Source organism: Parvularcula marina (genome assembly GCF_003399445.1).
GTDB lineage: Bacteria > Pseudomonadota > Alphaproteobacteria > Caulobacterales > Parvularculaceae > Parvularcula > Parvularcula marina.
In genome coordinates, this window is record NZ_QUQO01000001.1 from 1,131,465 (window position 1) to 1,148,120 (window position 16,656).

18 protein-coding genes and 1 tRNA gene are annotated in these 16,656 nt (G+C 58.8%); 7 read left to right on the plus strand and 12 right to left on the minus strand.

Annotated elements, in window-relative coordinates; translation table 11 throughout:
- The first annotated feature begins 81 nt into the window (after positions 1 to 81).
- Both DX908_RS05310 and DX908_RS05315 read left to right on the plus strand, forming a co-directional pair.
- Positions 82 to 966, plus strand: a complete 885-nt coding sequence (locus tag DX908_RS05310) for a FliM/FliN family flagellar motor switch protein (protein WP_116391381.1) — start codon at positions 82 to 84, stop codon at positions 964 to 966.
- A 62-nt stretch (positions 967 to 1,028) separates the two neighbouring features.
- Positions 1,029 to 2,213, plus strand: coding sequence for an amino acid aminotransferase (locus tag DX908_RS05315; RefSeq protein ID WP_116391382.1), 1,185 nt, complete (start codon positions 1,029 to 1,031; stop codon positions 2,211 to 2,213).
- Here the strand turns inward: DX908_RS05315 and DX908_RS05320 are convergent.
- From DX908_RS05320 to DX908_RS05350, 7 genes are all read right to left on the minus strand, one after another.
- Entirely contained in the window at positions 2,210 to 3,115 is a 906-nt protein-coding gene (locus DX908_RS05320) for a CHAD domain-containing protein (protein WP_116391383.1), read from the minus strand. The two genes, DX908_RS05315 and DX908_RS05320, sit on opposite strands and share 4 nt — an antisense overlap.
- Positions 3,116 to 3,171: 56 nt before the next feature.
- Positions 3,172 to 3,245, minus strand: a tRNA-Gly gene (locus DX908_RS05325).
- A gap of 77 nt (positions 3,246 to 3,322) precedes the next feature.
- Entirely contained in the window at positions 3,323 to 4,054 is a 732-nt protein-coding gene (locus tag DX908_RS05330; RefSeq protein ID WP_116391384.1) for a thioredoxin domain-containing protein, read from the minus strand.
- Between the two features lie 72 nt (positions 4,055 to 4,126).
- Positions 4,127 to 4,690 carry a TadE/TadG family type IV pilus assembly protein gene (locus DX908_RS05335; protein ID WP_116391385.1) on the minus strand — a complete coding sequence of 188 codons (564 nt, stop codon included), beginning with the start codon at positions 4,688 to 4,690 and terminating at the stop codon, positions 4,127 to 4,129.
- An 8-nt stretch (positions 4,691 to 4,698) separates the two neighbouring features.
- Positions 4,699 to 5,262 carry a TadE/TadG family type IV pilus assembly protein gene (locus tag DX908_RS05340; protein WP_116391386.1) on the minus strand — a complete coding sequence of 188 codons (564 nt, stop codon included), beginning with the start codon at positions 5,260 to 5,262 and terminating at the stop codon, positions 4,699 to 4,701.
- Complete coding sequence (locus DX908_RS05345; protein ID WP_116391387.1) at positions 5,259 to 5,696, minus strand: TadE/TadG family type IV pilus assembly protein; 438 nt, start codon at positions 5,694 to 5,696, stop codon at positions 5,259 to 5,261. The genes DX908_RS05340 and DX908_RS05345 overlap by 4 nt, the downstream gene beginning before the upstream one ends.
- Positions 5,697 to 5,921: 225 nt before the next feature.
- On the minus strand, positions 5,922 to 6,431 hold the full coding sequence (locus DX908_RS05350) for a DUF1993 domain-containing protein (RefSeq protein WP_116391388.1): 510 nt from the start codon (positions 6,429 to 6,431) through the stop codon (positions 5,922 to 5,924).
- A gap of 108 nt (positions 6,432 to 6,539) precedes the next feature.
- Between DX908_RS05350 and DX908_RS05355 the strand changes: the two genes are divergently transcribed.
- Entirely contained in the window at positions 6,540 to 7,214 is a 675-nt protein-coding gene (locus DX908_RS05355; RefSeq protein WP_116391389.1) for a DUF938 domain-containing protein, read from the plus strand.
- A gap of 155 nt (positions 7,215 to 7,369) precedes the next feature.
- On the opposite strand, the gene rsmD is transcribed toward DX908_RS05355, so the two are convergent.
- Both rsmD and DX908_RS05365 read right to left on the minus strand, forming a co-directional pair.
- Complete coding sequence (rsmD, locus tag DX908_RS05360; RefSeq protein ID WP_116391390.1) at positions 7,370 to 7,930, minus strand: 16S rRNA (guanine(966)-N(2))-methyltransferase RsmD; 561 nt, start codon at positions 7,928 to 7,930, stop codon at positions 7,370 to 7,372.
- Positions 7,930 to 8,703, minus strand: coding sequence for a pseudouridine synthase (locus DX908_RS05365; RefSeq protein ID WP_116391391.1), 774 nt, complete (start codon positions 8,701 to 8,703; stop codon positions 7,930 to 7,932). Before DX908_RS05365 ends, rsmD begins: the two co-directional genes overlap by 1 nt.
- 148 nt (positions 8,704 to 8,851) lie before the next feature.
- Here DX908_RS05365 and DX908_RS05370 point away from each other — a divergent pair, with 148 nt between their 5' ends.
- The 3 genes from DX908_RS05370 (at position 8,852) to DX908_RS05380 (ending at position 10,810) form a co-directional block, all read left to right on the plus strand.
- On the plus strand, positions 8,852 to 9,505 hold the full coding sequence (locus DX908_RS05370) for a YiaD family glycine zipper/OmpA-like lipoprotein (protein WP_116391392.1): 654 nt from the start codon (positions 8,852 to 8,854) through the stop codon (positions 9,503 to 9,505).
- 119 nt (positions 9,506 to 9,624) lie between these two features.
- Complete coding sequence (locus tag DX908_RS05375) at positions 9,625 to 10,005, plus strand: VOC family protein (protein WP_116391393.1); 381 nt, start codon at positions 9,625 to 9,627, stop codon at positions 10,003 to 10,005.
- 94 nt (positions 10,006 to 10,099) lie between these two features.
- On the plus strand, positions 10,100 to 10,810 hold the full coding sequence (locus DX908_RS05380; RefSeq protein ID WP_147303733.1) for a hypothetical protein: 711 nt from the start codon (positions 10,100 to 10,102) through the stop codon (positions 10,808 to 10,810).
- A 97-nt stretch (positions 10,811 to 10,907) separates the two neighbouring features.
- On the opposite strand, the gene DX908_RS05385 is transcribed toward DX908_RS05380, so the two are convergent.
- A complete protein-coding gene (locus DX908_RS05385) occupies positions 10,908 to 12,695 on the minus strand; it encodes an acyl-CoA dehydrogenase C-terminal domain-containing protein (RefSeq protein ID WP_116391395.1) in 1,788 nt (595 codons plus the stop codon).
- 246 nt (positions 12,696 to 12,941) lie between these two features.
- Between DX908_RS05385 and DX908_RS05390 the strand changes: the two genes are divergently transcribed.
- Positions 12,942 to 15,194, plus strand: a complete 2,253-nt coding sequence (locus DX908_RS05390) for a tetratricopeptide repeat protein (protein WP_116391396.1) — start codon at positions 12,942 to 12,944, stop codon at positions 15,192 to 15,194.
- A gap of 9 nt (positions 15,195 to 15,203) precedes the next feature.
- Here DX908_RS05390 and DX908_RS05395 read toward each other — a convergent pair whose 3' ends face one another.
- Together DX908_RS05395 and DX908_RS05400 are read right to left on the minus strand one after the other, a co-directional pair.
- Positions 15,204 to 15,911, minus strand: coding sequence for a 2OG-Fe(II) oxygenase (locus tag DX908_RS05395; protein WP_116391397.1), 708 nt, complete (start codon positions 15,909 to 15,911; stop codon positions 15,204 to 15,206).
- 10 nt (positions 15,912 to 15,921) lie between these two features.
- Entirely contained in the window at positions 15,922 to 16,644 is a 723-nt protein-coding gene (locus DX908_RS05400; RefSeq protein WP_116391398.1) for a metallophosphoesterase family protein, read from the minus strand.
- Between the last annotated feature and the right edge of the window lie 12 nt (positions 16,645 to 16,656).

Sequence of the window (16,656 nt, forward strand, 5' to 3'; positions counted from 1 at the left end):
CCGCCGCAGCAAAACACATTCGTGTAAAGCCGCCATTAACCGTGACAGCTATTTAGTCAGAAGTTCGTGAAGGACTGATTGATGTCATCGTCTGAAGAAGGCCATCTGAGCCGTTTGACAGGACCGACACCGCGCATGCCGCAATATCTGCGGGGCGCGGCCGATACCATGATGTCCCGCACCGAGGTCGTTGCGGAGACGGTCTCGCACTTCCTGCGCAATCCTGTCCGTTTGGGCGATGCCAATGTGCGCCGCTGTGATCCGAAAGAAATCGAGGATCAGGCAGCCGACATGTTCGATCTGGTCGATCACGCCGGCAAGATCACCATGCGCCTTGGATTGAGCGCCGCGACCATTTCATCCGTCACCCGCTCGCTATTCGGCGGTGACGTCACTGAAAAGCCCGTGCTGAGCGGGATCGGCCTCTCCTTTTGTCGTCAGGTCGCTGCAACTCTGCTCAGCGGCAAACCGGCTGGCGCATCTTCCGGAGGCGATGACGACGACGATGTCGAAGAAGCCGATCCGTTGGAAGGCTACAGCATCATCAAGGCTGAGCCCGGGACGATCGGCCATCGACCGCTACTCGCCATGTCGATGAAACTGTCACTAATCCAGCCGCCCGATCTTGAGATCACCGCTTTCTTCCCGCGCGGCTTCTCTGACAAGCTTTCCGCCCCAGACCGCGCGCTAGGCGATGCGCTCCTGCAGGTGCTGAGCTTTCCGATCACCGCCATTGCGGGCCGCACGAAAGTGCCCTTCGGTGAGATGCGCAAATGGAAAGCGGGGGATGAAATCCAGCTGCCGGGCGCGGAGCTCTCGAAAATGCAGCTCATGGTCTCGGCTGGTACCAAGACCGAAACACTTGCTTATGGTGAGCTGGGCGCAGCTGACGGCGCAAAATCGATCCGCGTGAACGAGATCGCAGCCAAACCCACAGCGGTCATAAATCGTCAGGCCGCAGGCTGATCCCCTTTCCACAGCCGTCAGCCTCGCTTATCCCTCATCACTGAATGTGAAGGAGAAGCCGCATGTCCCAGTTCGATTCGCTGACCCCGCGTCCGGCGGACGCCCTGCTCGGCCTCATGGCCGCGTTCCGCGCGGACCCACGCGAAGAGAAGATCGACCTTGGCGTCGGTGTCTATCGCGATGATGCCGGGCAGACGACGATCATGAAGGCCGTGCGCGAAGCCGAGCGCCGCCTCGCTGAGACTTCACAGACCAAAGTCTATGAAAGCCCGCGCGGCAATCAGGATTTCACCGCCGCGATCGACCGCTTCATCTTTGCCGATGACGAGACCGCCAACCGGCAGGGATTTGCAACGCCGGGCGGCTCGGGCGCTTTGTCCCTGGGGATGAACTTCATCAAGCGGATCACCCCGGACGCGACCGTGTGGATCAGCGATCCGAGCTGGCCAAACCATCCGCATATTGCTCGCACGGCGAGCCTCAATGTCGCAAGCTATGCCTATGCCCAGCCCGCTGATCCCGGTATCGATCTCGACAAACTGATGGAAAGCCTGTCAGCGGCAAAGCCGGGTGATGCGATTATCATTCAGGGGCCGTGCCACAACCCGACCGGCATTGATCTTGATACGGCGCAATGGAAAGCGCTCGGCGCCTTCTGTGCCGAGAAAGGCCTCATGCCTTTCATCGATATGGCCTATCACGGCTTTGCCCAATCACTTGATGAGGATGTGCTCGGGGTCCGTGCCTTCCTTGGTGAAGTGCCAGAGGCCCTCTTCAGCTATTCCTGCTCGAAGAATTTCGGGCTCTACCGTGACCGGGCTGGCTGCCTTCTCCTGAAAGCTTCATCGGAAACGGGTGCACAAAATGCTGGCACCCACCTTGCCGATATCGCCCGCGCGCTCTGGTCGATGCCGCCAGCGCACGGCCCGGCCATCGTCTCCACCATCCTCGGGGATGAAGCACTGACCACTATGTGGAAGACGGAGCTTGTCGAGATGCAAGACAGGATGGGCACGCTCCGCCGGGCGCTCGCCGAGTCAATTCATCCGAACTCGAACAGTTATGATCCGTCGGTCCTGACCTCCCAGAATGGCATGTTCTCGCAATTGCCGCTGGCGAAACCCGTGATCGAAGAGCTGCGCGAGAAGGAAGGGCTCTATATTCCCGGCTCTGGCCGGATCAATATTGCCGGGCTCTCCATGGCGCAGACCTCACGAGTGGCTGAGCTGCTCTCGCCGCACCTTTAACCTGCGCGGAGGAGGCAGCCCTCCTCCCGCCACACATTCCAATAGGCCGCACAGCGCCGCGCAAACTGGGCCGGTTCTTCAGCGAAAAGTTCGCGCCCGGCTTCGATCACGCTTTCTTCAAGCTCAGACAGACGCGTCTTTACCGGCCCATTGAGGAATGCGCTCGCCGCCTCATCGGCATCACTCTCAAGCAAAGCCTGCAACACACTTAAATCGTGATGCTCGCCCAGATCATCCGTCAGCTGATCGAGAGCGAAGATTCTTGGGCCGAGCCCTTCCGGCCAAACCTTTTTGATCAGCCTCATTTGCAGCCAGTGATGCTTGGCCGATTTGCGCCAGGCATGAAGGTCTTCGGCATCGTCCGTCTCGGCGGCCTGCCGCAGGCGTTTGACCGCCTTGGCATAGGTCTTCTTGAGCCCTGCCTCGAAGGCCGCAGCGCCTTTCTTCTCAAGCTTCCATGACGGCAGCCGCACAAGAAACGCCCTCAGCTCCGTCTCTGTTTCAAGGAGCGAGATGCCAAGCCCGGCATCACTTATCGCCCGGCGCTGCTCGATGAGCCGTTCACGGATCGGGGCACAGAGCGCATCACTTAAATGTGCCGAATAGCGGATGGTCATCTCATCGAATGTCTCGATCATCACCGCGGCATCGCGCGCTTCACTCAGGCGACGCCCCGCTTCTCGCAAAGTTGCGTTCTCCTCCTCATAGGCAGGAAGAACCGGCCTGACGAGGCGGATCAGCGTGCGCAGCTTTTTGATCCGTCGGCGGACCGCATAGACTTTTTCATCAAGAGACAGCGATGTATCGCCAAGTGCATTCAGTGCAAGGAGAGTTTGCGCTTTTCCAATGCGCTTCAAGCCGGCAAGGACCGACTTATCGGATTTTCTGAAGCTATAGGCCATAGGCTTGGGTCATCTTGTCTCCAGAACGGTTGCGGAACCGGACAGGTTCCAAGATCTGGAGCGGGTAACGAGAATCGAACTCGTAACTTAAGCTTGGGAAGCTCGCGTGATACCTTTTCACCATACCCGCTTGGAGCCGCGGAAATTCCATCAACTGCCCACTCATGTCAATGAGAAGTTGATGGGCGTCCCCCTTATTCAAAGGCCCTATTCCCAGGGCAGCGCCTCATAGGACGGCAGCTCGCCCGCCTCGCCCGCTTCCTGCAGCCGGAGCAGTGCGGCGGGATAATCCTCCGAGAAATTATAGCGCAGCGGTTTGAGTGCTTTCCAGTCGGCAAGGAATTCCTCGCCGTCGAAATCTTCATAGGCGCCGATCTTCTGATAACCGACACGGATACGCGCCGCGGTTTGTGCCGCCCACGCATCGATCGCCTCACGACCCTCCGTCGGTTGCGGGACCCCATTCTCAGGAGAGCTGTGCGCGGTCAGGTAATCGGCGACCTCTTCCGCACTCAGCTGATAGGCATCGCGGAAGATGTAGTGATCGTCCCAATTGACGACCTTACCTGTCTCCGGATCGACGATCAGGAGCGTCGGGGTATGCATATAGATCGGCAGGCCAAAGCGCTGAGCCGTCGTAAAGCCCCGCTCGAAATTGCCAACATTGATCAGGACCGTCTCGAAATGCGCCTCGATCACTGTCTTTGCCAGCGGGTCGTCGAGGGCAGCGACCAGCGCCTTTGAATCATGGCACCAGTTCGCGCCCAGCACGATGAGCGCAAGGTGATCAGATGCGCTAGCCGCTTGCAATACGGCTGAGACATCCGCCGCCTCATTATAAGTGTCGGGGAACGGCCCCGCCTCGATCCGGTTGGCGCCTGTCGCGCAAGCCGCAGCAAAACTGCAGAGGAACACAACAAGAAAGAAAGGCTGACGCATGCCCGCACTCCGCTAGTCGACAAGCCGCAAGGCTAGCGAGCCGATTGCGCAAGGGAAAGCCGATTGGCGGATTTAAATTGTCGACGGGATCCGAAGGACGAAACGCGGGCGGCGGAAGGTCAGCTGTGACATCTGCTGCTTGTCGAACATGCCAAAATCAAATCGCGGGGTGTGCTCGATATAAACCCGCGCCACGATCAGGCTGTCGCCCTTTGGAATGACCGGGAGGTTCATGTCCTCGAGATCGTCTTCCTCGATCACCGTCGTGAAGTCGTTGGAGTAACTCCAGTCGATGACCCGTGCATCCGGGTCCGATTCAGACACCGGATTCGAAATACTGGTCATTGTCACGGTCGTGCCTTCATCGGCTGCATCCCCGACAAGCGCGCGCGCGACATCATACATGTTATCGCGCAACGTCGTGTTCATGACTTGCGATCTGGTGATCAGGTCAACGACGGTGGTCGAGGCCTTGGTGACGGATTTGCGCGCCTGGAACCCCTCAAAGGCGGAGATCGAGCCAAAATAAGCTGTGATCAGCACCGGGAGGATCAGGGCAAATTCGGTGGCCGCCGTCCCCCGCCCGTCGCGGCGGAAACGGCGATGAAGTCCTCTCATGACATCAGCAATATGCATGGCTCACCTCAGAAGGGTTCGTTCTGGAATGCGGAGGCCGAGACGAACTCGAACTTGCCATTGTCCGAACGTGTCATCTGAAGCCCTGCGCCCAGACCGGGGAACAGAATGTCCGTTGTCAGACAGATCCGCATGAACATCGTGTTCGAGCTGCCGCCTGGCTTGAAAGACACGGTCGGCTCAATGTCCTCATCAGAGCCAGCCTCCTGGCATTTCGCACTTGTGCCAGGCACGGTCGTAAAGTCAGTGATCGGGGTCAGCTCTACAATCAGGCTGTCGACGCAGTTGGGCTGAAGGCGGCTGACATATTTGCAAACGGTGTCCTTGATGTCGGCACGCGTGACGACACCGGAGGTCGCCGCCCCGACATAGACCTGCTTTGTGGCTGCCGCTGTGCCGATATCGAGCAGCGACGCCTTGGCGAGGACCATGCCGGTTTCGATCATGCCGAGTAGCAGCGCAATGTGGACAGGCCCGACAAGCGCAAATTCGATGGCCGCCGCGCCTTTGCGCTGGCGAAGAAATCGCCGGATGAGCCCCGGCCTCTTACGACTGACAGATTTTGACGTCATGTAGCGGCTCCCTCTCCAAGAACCGGGCAGGAAACGCTGCCTGATGTCGGCAGCGCGGAAATCGTGATGTCGATCAGGAGGTCCGGCGCGAAATGAGCCGGGACCGTCTCGCTCAGCTCAAGCGATTCAATGCCGATATACCGCAGGAATTGTGTTTTCATCCGTGCACGGGCAACAACACCGCCCTCTGCTTCGTCGAAGACAGCGTCTGGCACGATGATCTCGACACTTTCTGGCGAGATGTGGCCGTCGATATTCGAGACGACATAGGTCTGAACCGCTGCCGTGATCAGGTCCTGCCCGCCGAGCAATCGGGCGCGCTCTATACCGTCGGAGAGAACAGTACGGAGTTGCGATTGCGCTGAAGAATATCGGGCAAAATCGACCGCACTGAATACGAGACCGAACAATGGAACCGCGACGACAGCAGCCATCAACGTGACATTCGCACGTCTCTCATCCCAAATTTTTCCCAGTGACCAATACACGGTCGACTCCACCACAGAACATAACCCGCGGGGATAATCTCAAAGAAAGGGTAATAGCCGGTAAAGAACGGCTGCTTTTAGTCTATTTAATAAAACTCTCTTTATTAAGCTTAATATTGGATAACCAATAATACCACATACTGCTCAATAATTTTGTAGCGCCGGTAATATTCAACCGCCGAGGAAGTCCCTTTTTCCAAGCGGCACCCCGCATGACCGCAACAATCCATAGGCTGTGGATGCGTGGAAATAGAGGTTGGGAAGTATAAAATGGCACAGATAAGCCTGTCTCGGCAGAGTCATGGTTTCACCGTCACGGCCGACCGGGAAAGTCACTGTGCCATCTGGGTCAGCATCAATCGACGCATCGTCAAGATCCTTGATATATGCCGATGCCCAGGACGCACGCTCGCGCAGGTCCGCAAAGCTCTTCTCCGTGTCATCCTTGCTTGGGATCTCGACGCCAGCCAGCCGTGCCATTCCTCGAGCAGAAATATCACTCGCAATCTGGATCTGACGGCTCATCGGAAACATGTCCGGCGCAAGCCGCCAGCCGAGCAGAACTGCCTCGTCTGTGCCGCGCTCAGCTGCGTAGGCTTCAGCCTTTGTCAGGATGTTGATAAGTGACCCGAATGTGCGACCAGTTGTGCTCTTTGCAAGCTGAGAGAGTGGCAAGCTCATTTTTGTCTTCCTTATTTTTCCTGACGACTGGCGTCGTTCAGCGCTGCTCTACACTACCGCCAGCAACGAAAAAAACTGCTATCGGCAGCCAGACAAGGAATAAATGTTATGACTCATGAACATCACAGCGGCTCCAATGGAAAGCAGATCGCGCTTGAGGAGCGTATGGCGCATGGCGCGAAATTGACCTCCCCATCTGTGGCCAGAAACCGCGATGTTATTCTGGAAGCCTTCAGAAAGCATATGCCGACGAATGGTCTCATTCTTGAAATCGCCTCTGGCACAGGTGAACACGGAGCTTATCTGACGAAAGCCTTGCCCGACCTCATCTGGCAACCTTCAGATCCGGACGAAAACTCTCGCGTTAGTATTACGGCGTATGGAGAGGATATATCTGGCGGGCGTCTCCATCTGCCATTCAGCATCGATGTGACCGAATATGGTTGGTGGGACTCTCCTGACATCGGCAATATTGATGGCATGGTGTCAATCAACATGACGCATATCACCCATTTCAATGCGACTGAGGGTCTTTTCCGAGGGGCAGCAGCCCTGCTCAAACCAGGCGAGAGATTATTCTTCTACGGACCATACTCTATCAACGGCGAAATGGCAGAAAGTAACCGGGCATTCGATGCTGACCTCAAACGCCGAGATCCCGAATGGGGCGTGCGTGACCTCGAAGCTCAGATCCTGCCACTCGCGCATAATCACGCCTTTCACCTCATTGCTGCCGAGCACGTCCCGGCCAATAATATGGTAGTGGTGTTCGAGAAGGGGTGATGCGAATTGCATTCTCTCAGCACGCTAATCCCTGCAATGGCGGGGATCTGCCTTATGATCAACGCCGTTACTCTCTGAGAGAGCGACAACACCCTGACATTTACATGAATGAGCAGATGCCCGTTTGCACGGGCATGAGCGAATATTCGGCTTCCTCAATTTAATTTCAGAAACCGGATCACGCTGTCGCCAAAAGCGCGTTCATCATCGAGGGTAAATCCGTCAGCGGAGGGTGCATCCTCTCCCTTGCCCTGCTCAACAACGCAGAGCGCCCTGGAGGACAGCCAGTGCCCGTCACGAAGCGCTACCAGTGCCGGTTCGATCAGGCCCTGCCCGTAAGGTGCATCAAGGAAGGCGAGCGTGAAAGGCGCGCCCATGCCAGACGGCTTCTCCCCCAGATGGGTCGCCGAGCGGCGGTGAATACGCGTCTTGCCGGTGAGGCCCAGCGCCTCCTGATTATCGCGGATCGCACCGCGTGCGGCGGCCGCTGTCTCAACGAACAGGCAGAACTCCGCCCCGCGTGAGACCGCCTCGAACCCCAGCGCGCCGGAGCCGGCGAATAGATCAATGACCCGCGCGCCTTCAAGCTCGAAACCTTCCTTATGCGTCAGGATATTGAACAGGCTCTCGCGCGTCCGGTCGGTCGTCGGCCGTGTCGCCATGCCTTTCGGCGCCACAATCGACCGCCCCCGGAATTCCCCGCCGACAATGCGCATCAGGCGAGCCCTACCTCTTTCGCCTTTTTCGGGCCGAGCTGTTCGATAAGCTGCTTGCGCGGCACTTCCTCGATCTCACCGAGCTTGAGTGCGCCAAGCTGGAACGGTCCGTATGAGGTGCGGATCAGCCTGTTCACGGTCAGCCCCAGATGACGGCAAATCGCGCGGACCTCGCGGTTCTTCCCTTCACTGATCGCGATCGTCAGCCAGCTGTTCCCGCCCTGCTGCTTGTCGAGTTTCGCCTCAACCGGCCCATACTGGACGCCGTCGATTTCGACCCCGTCTTTGAGTGCCTCCAGCGCCCGCTCATTCGTCCGGCCATAGGCCCGCACGCGGTAGCGGCGCTTCCACCCTGTCGAAGGCAGCTCAAGAAGACGCGCAAGGCCGCCATCGGTGGTGAGAAGCAGCAATCCTTCCGTCGTCAGATCAAGCCGCCCAACCGAGATCACCCGCGGCATCCCGGCGGGCAGCGCCTCGAACACCGTCGCCCGCCCTTGTGGATCCTTATGCGTCGAGACGAGATTGTCAGGCTTGTGATAACGCCACAGCCGCACGGGCTCTGCCTTGCCGATCCGTTCGCCATCGACGCGGATGTCCTGACCGGGCAGAACCTTGAAGGCCGGGGTGTCGAGCGTTTTCCCATCGACCGTGACCCGCCCTTGAGTGATCAGCTTTTCCGAATCGCGGCGAGAGGCGACACCGGCCCGAGCAAGCACTTTGGCGATACGCTCGCCGCTATTTTCCGATTCTTTCGATTCAGATTGTTCAGTCATTTGAAAGCCTTAATTGGAACTTCTCACGCAGTGAGCGCGTTGTAACTTTTGGTGGCTGGAAAACCCGCTTGAATGGGACCACCTGCCCCGGCAAATATCTAACCTGCGTCCGCCGCGCGGGGGGCGGCAGAAACGAAGGAATTTACTCATGAAAAAGCTTGCTATTGGCCTTATGGCGCTCGCTTCACCGCTCGCCCTTAGTGCTTGCACGACGACTGATCCCTATACCGGCGAACAGAAAGTGTCCAACACTGCGAAAGGTGCCGGCCTTGGCGCCCTTGCTGGCGGTGTCATCGGCGCGATCGCCGGGGATGACGAAGCAGCTCTCGCCGGCGCAGCCGTTGGTGCGGCCATCGGTGGCGGTATCGGCAATTATATGGACCGTCAGGAAGCCGAACTCCGTCAGGAGCTCGCCTCGACTGGTGTTCGCGTTCAACGGAACGGCGACAACATTCGCCTGATCATGCCGGGCAACATCACCTTTGCAACGGCACAATCGGACGTTCGCCCGGAATTCTACGCGACCCTGAACTCGGTCTCGAAAGTCCTTGCCAAATACAACAAGACGAATGTCCTTGTTGAAGGGCACACGGACAATGTCGGCGCCGACCAGTACAACCTTGATCTCTCGATCTCCCGCGCCGAAAGCGTCGGCAACTACCTCGTCGCTCAAGGCGTTGCCGTGCCGCGCATCCGCGCCCTTGGCTATGGCGAAACCCAGCCGATTGCCGGGAACGAAACCGATCACGGCCGTCAGCAGAACCGCCGGGTCGAAATCCAGCTGACTCCGATCCAGGGCTAAGCCGGACGAAAATCTCTATCGAAAAGCCCCGCTGAGAAGCGGGGCTTTTTTTGTGGGCAATAGCTGGACGCCGCCCAAATGTTCATATATTGTTCCATCACTTTAATGGGAGATATCCAATGATCGGATATGTGACTTTCGGCACGAATGACCGCGAGAAATCAGCGAAATTCTATGACGCCATCGCCAAGGAGATGGGCGTCGGCCGAATGATGGACAATGACACCTTCATCGCTTGGGGGGAGATGGGCGGCGCCCCGGGTGTCGCCGCGACCAAGCCCTTCAATGGCGAAGCCGCAACGGTTGGCAATGGCACCATGGTCGCGCTGCAGGCGAAAGACGAAGATCAGGTCAAGCGGATCTATGAGGCAGCGCTCGCCAATGGCGGCACCGACGAAGGCGCCCCCGGTCCGCGCGGCGAAGGCTTCTACGCCGCCTATTTCCGTGATCCTGACGGCAACAAGCTCAACGCCTTCCTCGTGACCGGCCCGATGGGCTGATCTGTTACCAGATCTCCACTTGACTACGCTTGTAATCATTGATTGACTACAAGCGTAGTCATTTTGTCCCCGGACAAACGGGAAGGAGATCCCCATGTTTCGAATGCGCCCTCTTCCGCTGGTGCCCAGCGTGCTGGCCCCGATGGCCTTTGGCCTCATCAGCCTGATATCCGGCAGTGACGCCGATGCAAGTGAACAGCACGCCTCCAGCAGTCACCATGTCGTGACCACCGGCAGCGGCTCCAACTTCCATTTCATCAGCACCTCGAGTGCCGTTCACGAGAACGAAATCGAGATGGTCTTCCTGAGTGATCCGTTTGCGGAGCTCCCCAAGCCGCCAAAACCCCATCACGAAAAACGCAAAGCCAAGAAAAAAGCGCCTAAGCCACCCGAGCCCCCTACTCGCGGCGGCGACGATGAGGCTTTTGAGAAATCCATGGAGAAGTTCGAGCGCTCCATGGAAGAATTTGAAAAAGAGATGGAGGACTTCGGCGAGGAGATGGAAGCCTTCGGCGAAGCCATGGGCGAATGGGGAGAGAAGATGGGCGCCGTCGGTGAGACCATGGGCGAGATCAGCGAGGACTGCATCGATCACATTGAAGATAGTGACGCCCCCACCGTCTTGACCGGCCGCGTCGAGGACACAGGCCAGGTCGTCAAGGCCGTCTGCGCCTCCGGCGGCAAGGAGCGCTACATGTCAGACGAGCTCGAACGCTTCGTCTTGCGCCACCCTGATCTGACTGATGAGGAAAAAGACTACTTCATGGACCACCGGGATGATCCGAGTACGGTTCACATGGACTAACCCTGATCCGTGTGCCCCGAAGACCCCTCGCGCCTTCGCCGACGCGGGGGGTCTTTTTATTCAGGCGATTTCAATTCCAAGCGGACGAGCCCGCCACTTAGAAAGCTTCTGCCGGCAGGGCCATCATTGCTTCAGCGCCAGCTTTCACCCGCACCAGATGCGTCGTCGACATCGGCAGCAGACGCGAGAAGAAGTACTGCGCCGTGATCAGCTTGTTATCGTAATAAGGATCATCCCCGCCGGCTTTCTCCAGCGCGGTTTTCGTCATCATGCCCCACATATAGCCCATGGCGACGAGCCCGAATAGGTGCAGGAAGTCGTGTGACCCCGCCCCTGCATTATTCGGGTTCTGCATCCCGTTAGCCGCCAGCCACTGGATCGCTTCCTGTAGCTCGCCCTTGGTCGCCTCGATCTGGCCGATATAGCCGTCGAGCACATCCGATGTGCCCTTATTGTCCGCACACCACTCGGTGACCTCTTTAAGGAAGGTCTGCCAGTAGCGCCCGCCATCGGCCATCAGCTTACGACCGACAAGGTCGAGCGCCTGAATGCCGTTGGTGCCCTCATAGATCATGGCGATCTTGGTATCGCGCAGGAATTGGGACATGCCCCATTCTTCCGTATAGCCGGAACCGCCGAAGACCTGCATCGCATCGCAAGTCGCCTCAAACCCCTTATGGGTCTGATAGGCTTTGATGATCGGCGTCAGCAGCGCCATGTAATCATCCGATTTCTGGCGCGTGCCTTCGTCTTCGGCCTTGTCCGCAAGATCCGAATGGATCGCCGTCCAGTAGGTCAGCGCTCGCGCGCCTTCAACGAAGGCACGGCTATCCATCAGCATACGGCGCACATCAGGGTGCACGATGATCGGGTCGGCCGGCTGCTCGGGCGCTTTCGGGCCGGTCAGCGAACGCGACTGCAGACGGTCACGGGCAAAGGCGGCAGCATTCTGGTTGGCAACTTCGGCGGCCGCCAGCCCCTGCATGCCGACGCCAAGCCGGGCTTCGTTCATCATCACGAACATGGCGCGCATGCCCTTGTTCTCTTCACCGATGAGATAGCCCGTCGCTTCGTCATAATTCATGACGCAGGTCGCGTTGCCGTGAATGCCCATTTTCTCTTCGAGGCCGCCGCAGGAAACACCGTTCCGCTCGCCCGGATTGCCATCCGCATCGAGAACGAATTTCGGCACGATAAAGAGCGAGATGCCCTTGATGCCGTCAGGCGCACCTTCGATCCGGGCAAGGACGAGGTGGATGATGTTCTCGGACATGTCGTGCTCACCGGCCGAGATCCAGATCTTCTGGCCGGAGATCTTGTAGGTGCCATCATCCTGCGGCACGGCTTTCGACCGGATCAGCCCCAGATCCGTCCCGCATTGCGGCTCGGTCAGGTTCATCGTGCCGGTCCATTCGCCGGTCGTCATTTTGGGCAGATAGGTCTGCTTCTGCTCATCTGATCCGTTCTGATAGATCGCGCGCCAAGCACCGCCTGACAGGCCCGGATACATCGCGAAGGCCTGGTTCGATGCACTGGTCATTTCCGAGACGGCATATTGCAGCGCCAGCGGCAGGCCCTGCCCGCCATATTCGGGGTCCATCGCGATCGTGCCAAAGCCGTTCTCGCAGAACTGCTGATAGGCATCCTTGAATCCGGTCGGTGTCGTCACCGAGCCGTCATCATGCCGGACGCATCCTTCCTGATCGCCGACGCGGTTGAGCGGGGTCAGCACATCGCGGTGCCATTTGCCCGACTCTTCGAGGAAGGCATCGATCACGTCGGGCGTCGCATCAGCAAAGCCCGGCAGGTTTGAATATTTCTGCAGGTCGAAACAGTCATGCAGCAGGAACTGCATGTCACGGGTCGGGGCGTCGTAAATCGGCATCGGGGGCTCCCTTGGCTTATCCTTATGAAGACCGCGAAGCCCGGCATTGAAAGCCGCTTCTGCAGTCAATCTCTCCACTGTCTAATCGAGGCCACACCAGCGGTAAAGGCCCCTCTCCACTCCCATGCAGCAAGATGTGGAAAGATGCGTTAACCGAGGTTAGGTTTTTGTTAATACCGGCCCTTCACCTCCCATACGAAGCAGCTTAGCCATTTCTTTTGCTGTAAGTTTGGGGGCAAATACGCCATGCCGAACCGCCAAGAGGCACCTGTGAAATCGAATGTGCCATGGAGCGTGAAGGGGATCGATCCTGAAGCACGCGTCGTCGCCAAGGAAGCCGCTCGCAAGGCCGGGATGACTCTCGGCGAGTGGATGAACACCATGATCCAGAAAGTGGGTCAGGATGACGTCGATGGTGAGCCGGGTGGCGGCACAGGCGGCCTGGAAATCCCGCAGGCAAGCGGCGTCAGCGCCGAGCAGATCCGCACGGTCGTCGATAGCCTCAACCGCCTCAATGAACGCCTGCAAACAACGCAGGAGCAGGTCCGCCGCTCTGAAGAACAATCTCGCGCCGCGGCCAGCGGCCTGAACCTCGCCGTCGAAACCGTCTTTGAACGCCTCAAACGGCTGGAGCGGGAGCGCAAGGCCGGTGCGCCGAGCGACATTATCGATCGGGTAGAACGGCTTGAAGAAAGCGACGCCGAGAAGCAGCGCATCGACAGCCTCAAACGGCTGGAGCAGGCCCTCAGCCAGATGGTCGAGCAGTTCGAATCGACCCGTTCGGAGGCAATCTCCCGCGTCGAGGCGAATGAGCATGCCGTCACACGGCTCGAAGGCCGTGTCGATATTCTCGATGAGCGGGTCACCGCTGGCTTTGAAGAGGTCAATGACGCGCTGACCGCGATCGGCGGCCAGCTTGACCACACTGAACGCACCGCCAAGGCGGTCCTCCTCGAGGCGAAAGAAGCCGCTGGTTCGACCGATGCCGAATTCGTGGAGCGTACCGGCAAGAAGCTGCAATTGCTCGGCAATGAGATCAAACGGTCCGGCGACCAGATCTCAGCCGTTGAGAATATGGTCTCCTCCCTCACCGAGAAGATCGAAGCCGCCGAACGCCGCTCCGCTGACGGCATCGCCGATGTCTCGGCTGAGCTCGACGCCCTGCGCGAAGAGCTGATGGCTGCCGGGCTTGATGCCTCGGAGAACGAAGAAGCCGAGCGCTGGAACGAAGTTGCGCGGGAGGCTGAGGAAAAAGTCGCCTCGCTGCAGGCATCTTATGAGGACATGATCTCGCGGATGGGCGAAGCCGAGGCAGATATCGCCCCGTCGCCTGCCACATCAGCGAGCGATGCCATGGCCGCGCTCGATGAAGCCGATCAGGAAGCACTGGGCTCCCCTGCCGATGATGAAGGCGATGAGTTCGATTCGATCTTCGGCCCCGACACGCTGGCTGCTGAACCTGAAGATGATTTTGACGATACGCCCCTGACCGCCGGACGGACAGAGGATGATCTCTTCCCGGAGGAAACGGCAGATCACAAACCGATGACCGCGCGCGAGAAAATCATCGCCGCGGCCCGCGCCCGGCATGAACGCCTTGCCCGTGAGCGCGACGAACAGGGTCGGCTTGAGCTGATCGATGAAGCCTCGCCTGAAGAAACCACGATCATCGATGATACGGCGCTGCCGCATGAGGCAGTCGACGAAAATGGCCAGAATCCGAAAGTGGGCCTGCCGCTTGTCGTTCTTCTCGGTGTTGTGCTGCTTGGCGCTATTCTCGTCGGCGGTTACCTGATGACCCGCGGCGGTGGGGACACGGATGTACCGGCCGTTGAGACGGGCTCTGCCAATGCCGTCTCCGAACCTTCGGCAAATGGCGGCGATGCCTCACTCTCCGCCCCGCCCCCTGATGGCGCCGTCCTTTATACGCAAGGCAAGCAGGCGCTCGCCAATGCAACGACGCCGGATGAATTTGCCGACGGATTCAACAAGATCCGCGAAGCGGCGATCTATGGCAATGTTCCTGCCCGTTACCGCCTCGGCGAGCTTTACTTCACCGGTCAGGGCACGGAGCAGGATCTGCGCAGCGCCAAGACCTGGTTCACCGAAGCCGCGCTCAGCGGCAATGCCGCCGCCATGCATCGCCTTGGCAGCCTTGCCATTGACCCCAATTTCGACGGCCAGAATTTCGAGGAAGCCCTCGATTGGTTCAGCCGCGCCGCCGATCTTGGCGTGATCGACAGCATGTATAACCTTGGCTACCTCTACGATCCGAGCACGGATGGCTATCTGCCGACAGAGCTGCGCAATGGTGAGGAATCCTATTTCTGGTATTCGATCGCTGCGCGTCAGGGTGACCCCGTCGCCAAAGGGGATGCCGCCAGTATCGCCGCAAAACTCAGCAGCAAGCAGATCGAAGCGGTCGATGGCCGTGTCCGCAACTGGACGCCGCGCCCTTACGATCCGCGCGTCAATGACGGGCTCCAGATCATCAACTGACCCGGCCCCTCAGGCTGCATCGTGGAAGATGATGCCGAGCGTCATGCGCTCGCCATCTTCGACGATGCTCACCCCATGCCGAAGCTGGCTTTTTGACCAGCCGCGCTTTGTTGCCCGCGGTTTTTCCCTCACGGGGAAAATCGCGCAATCCCCCTGCCCGAGCCGCACGACATAGGCGCGCGATTGTAGGCGCGGCCGGTTCTCGACCAGCACAAACTCGCCGCCTGAGAAATCCTTCTCAGGATCGCTCAGCATGATGACGGCCTGAAGCGGAAAATGAACTTCGCCATAAAGATCCTGATGCAGGCAGTTATAATCGCCGGATTTATATTTGAGCATCAGCGGTGTCGGTTTCGTCTGGCCTGCCGCCCGGCAGCGATCCAGCAGCTCGACATGATCTTCTGGCCATGCGGGGTCCTCACCGAACCGTTCCGCCCATTCATTCGCGATCAGGCCCAGCGGCGGATAAAGCGCGGACCGCAATCTCGCGACGACCTCGGGCAAGGGGCTCGCAAAATACTGATAGACGCCCTCCCCATAGCTGTAGCGCGCCATGTCGATCCTTGAGCGGAACATCTCCCGCTCTTCAAACAGGGGCTTAAGGCCCGCGCATTCCTCAGCTGTCAGAAGGCCGGGGAGCTTCGCCATCCCCCGCTCATCAAGCGCGGTGGACGCCGCCGCCCAGTCGGTCTTTGCTATCCGGTCTTCAAGGCGCATGACCTTTGCCTCAGGTCGTCACGAAACGGCGCTTTTCACCATCGAGAATTGCCGCTGTCAGCCGGGACGACCAGAAGGCGCCCGTATCAAGATTGATCCGCCAGGGGAGGTTTTCAGCCTTCTTCACCGGCGTGTGGCCATGCACGATGACGGGGCCGGAGAAATGATGCTCCTCGGCCTGCAAAAACGGCTCGCGGATCCACAGAAAATCGCGCTCGGACTGCTCCTCGATCGGCCGGTGTGGATCAATCCCTGCGTGGACGAAGAGATAAGGCCCTATCTCCTCATAAAGCGGCAGCGACATCAGGAAATTGAAATGGCTGTCTGGCAGCACATTCGCGAATTCTTCCTGCAGCGAGACCAGATCTTCCGCCGCCCGCGCCTTGATCCCATAGCTCATCAGGGTCTCGGCTCCGCCCCATTCGAGCCATTCAGCAGTGTCTTCAGGCGCGGCCAGAAAATCGAGCATCGCCTGTTCGTGATTGCCGCGCAGGAAGACCGTATCCGGGTAGCGATCCTGAAGCCCGAGCAGCATGTTCAGAACCTCGCGGCTCTCTGCGCCCCGGTCGACATAGTCACCAAGAAACACCAGCCGGTAGGGCTCGTCGCGCAACTTTTTCTCTAAGCGCCGCAACAGCTTGGCAAGAAGGTCCGCGCGGCCATGGATATCCCCGATCGCCACCAGCAGGGGGCTTTCCTCGGGCATATCTGTTTGTGGCACGGCGCTCATCATCAGCCGGTGTTC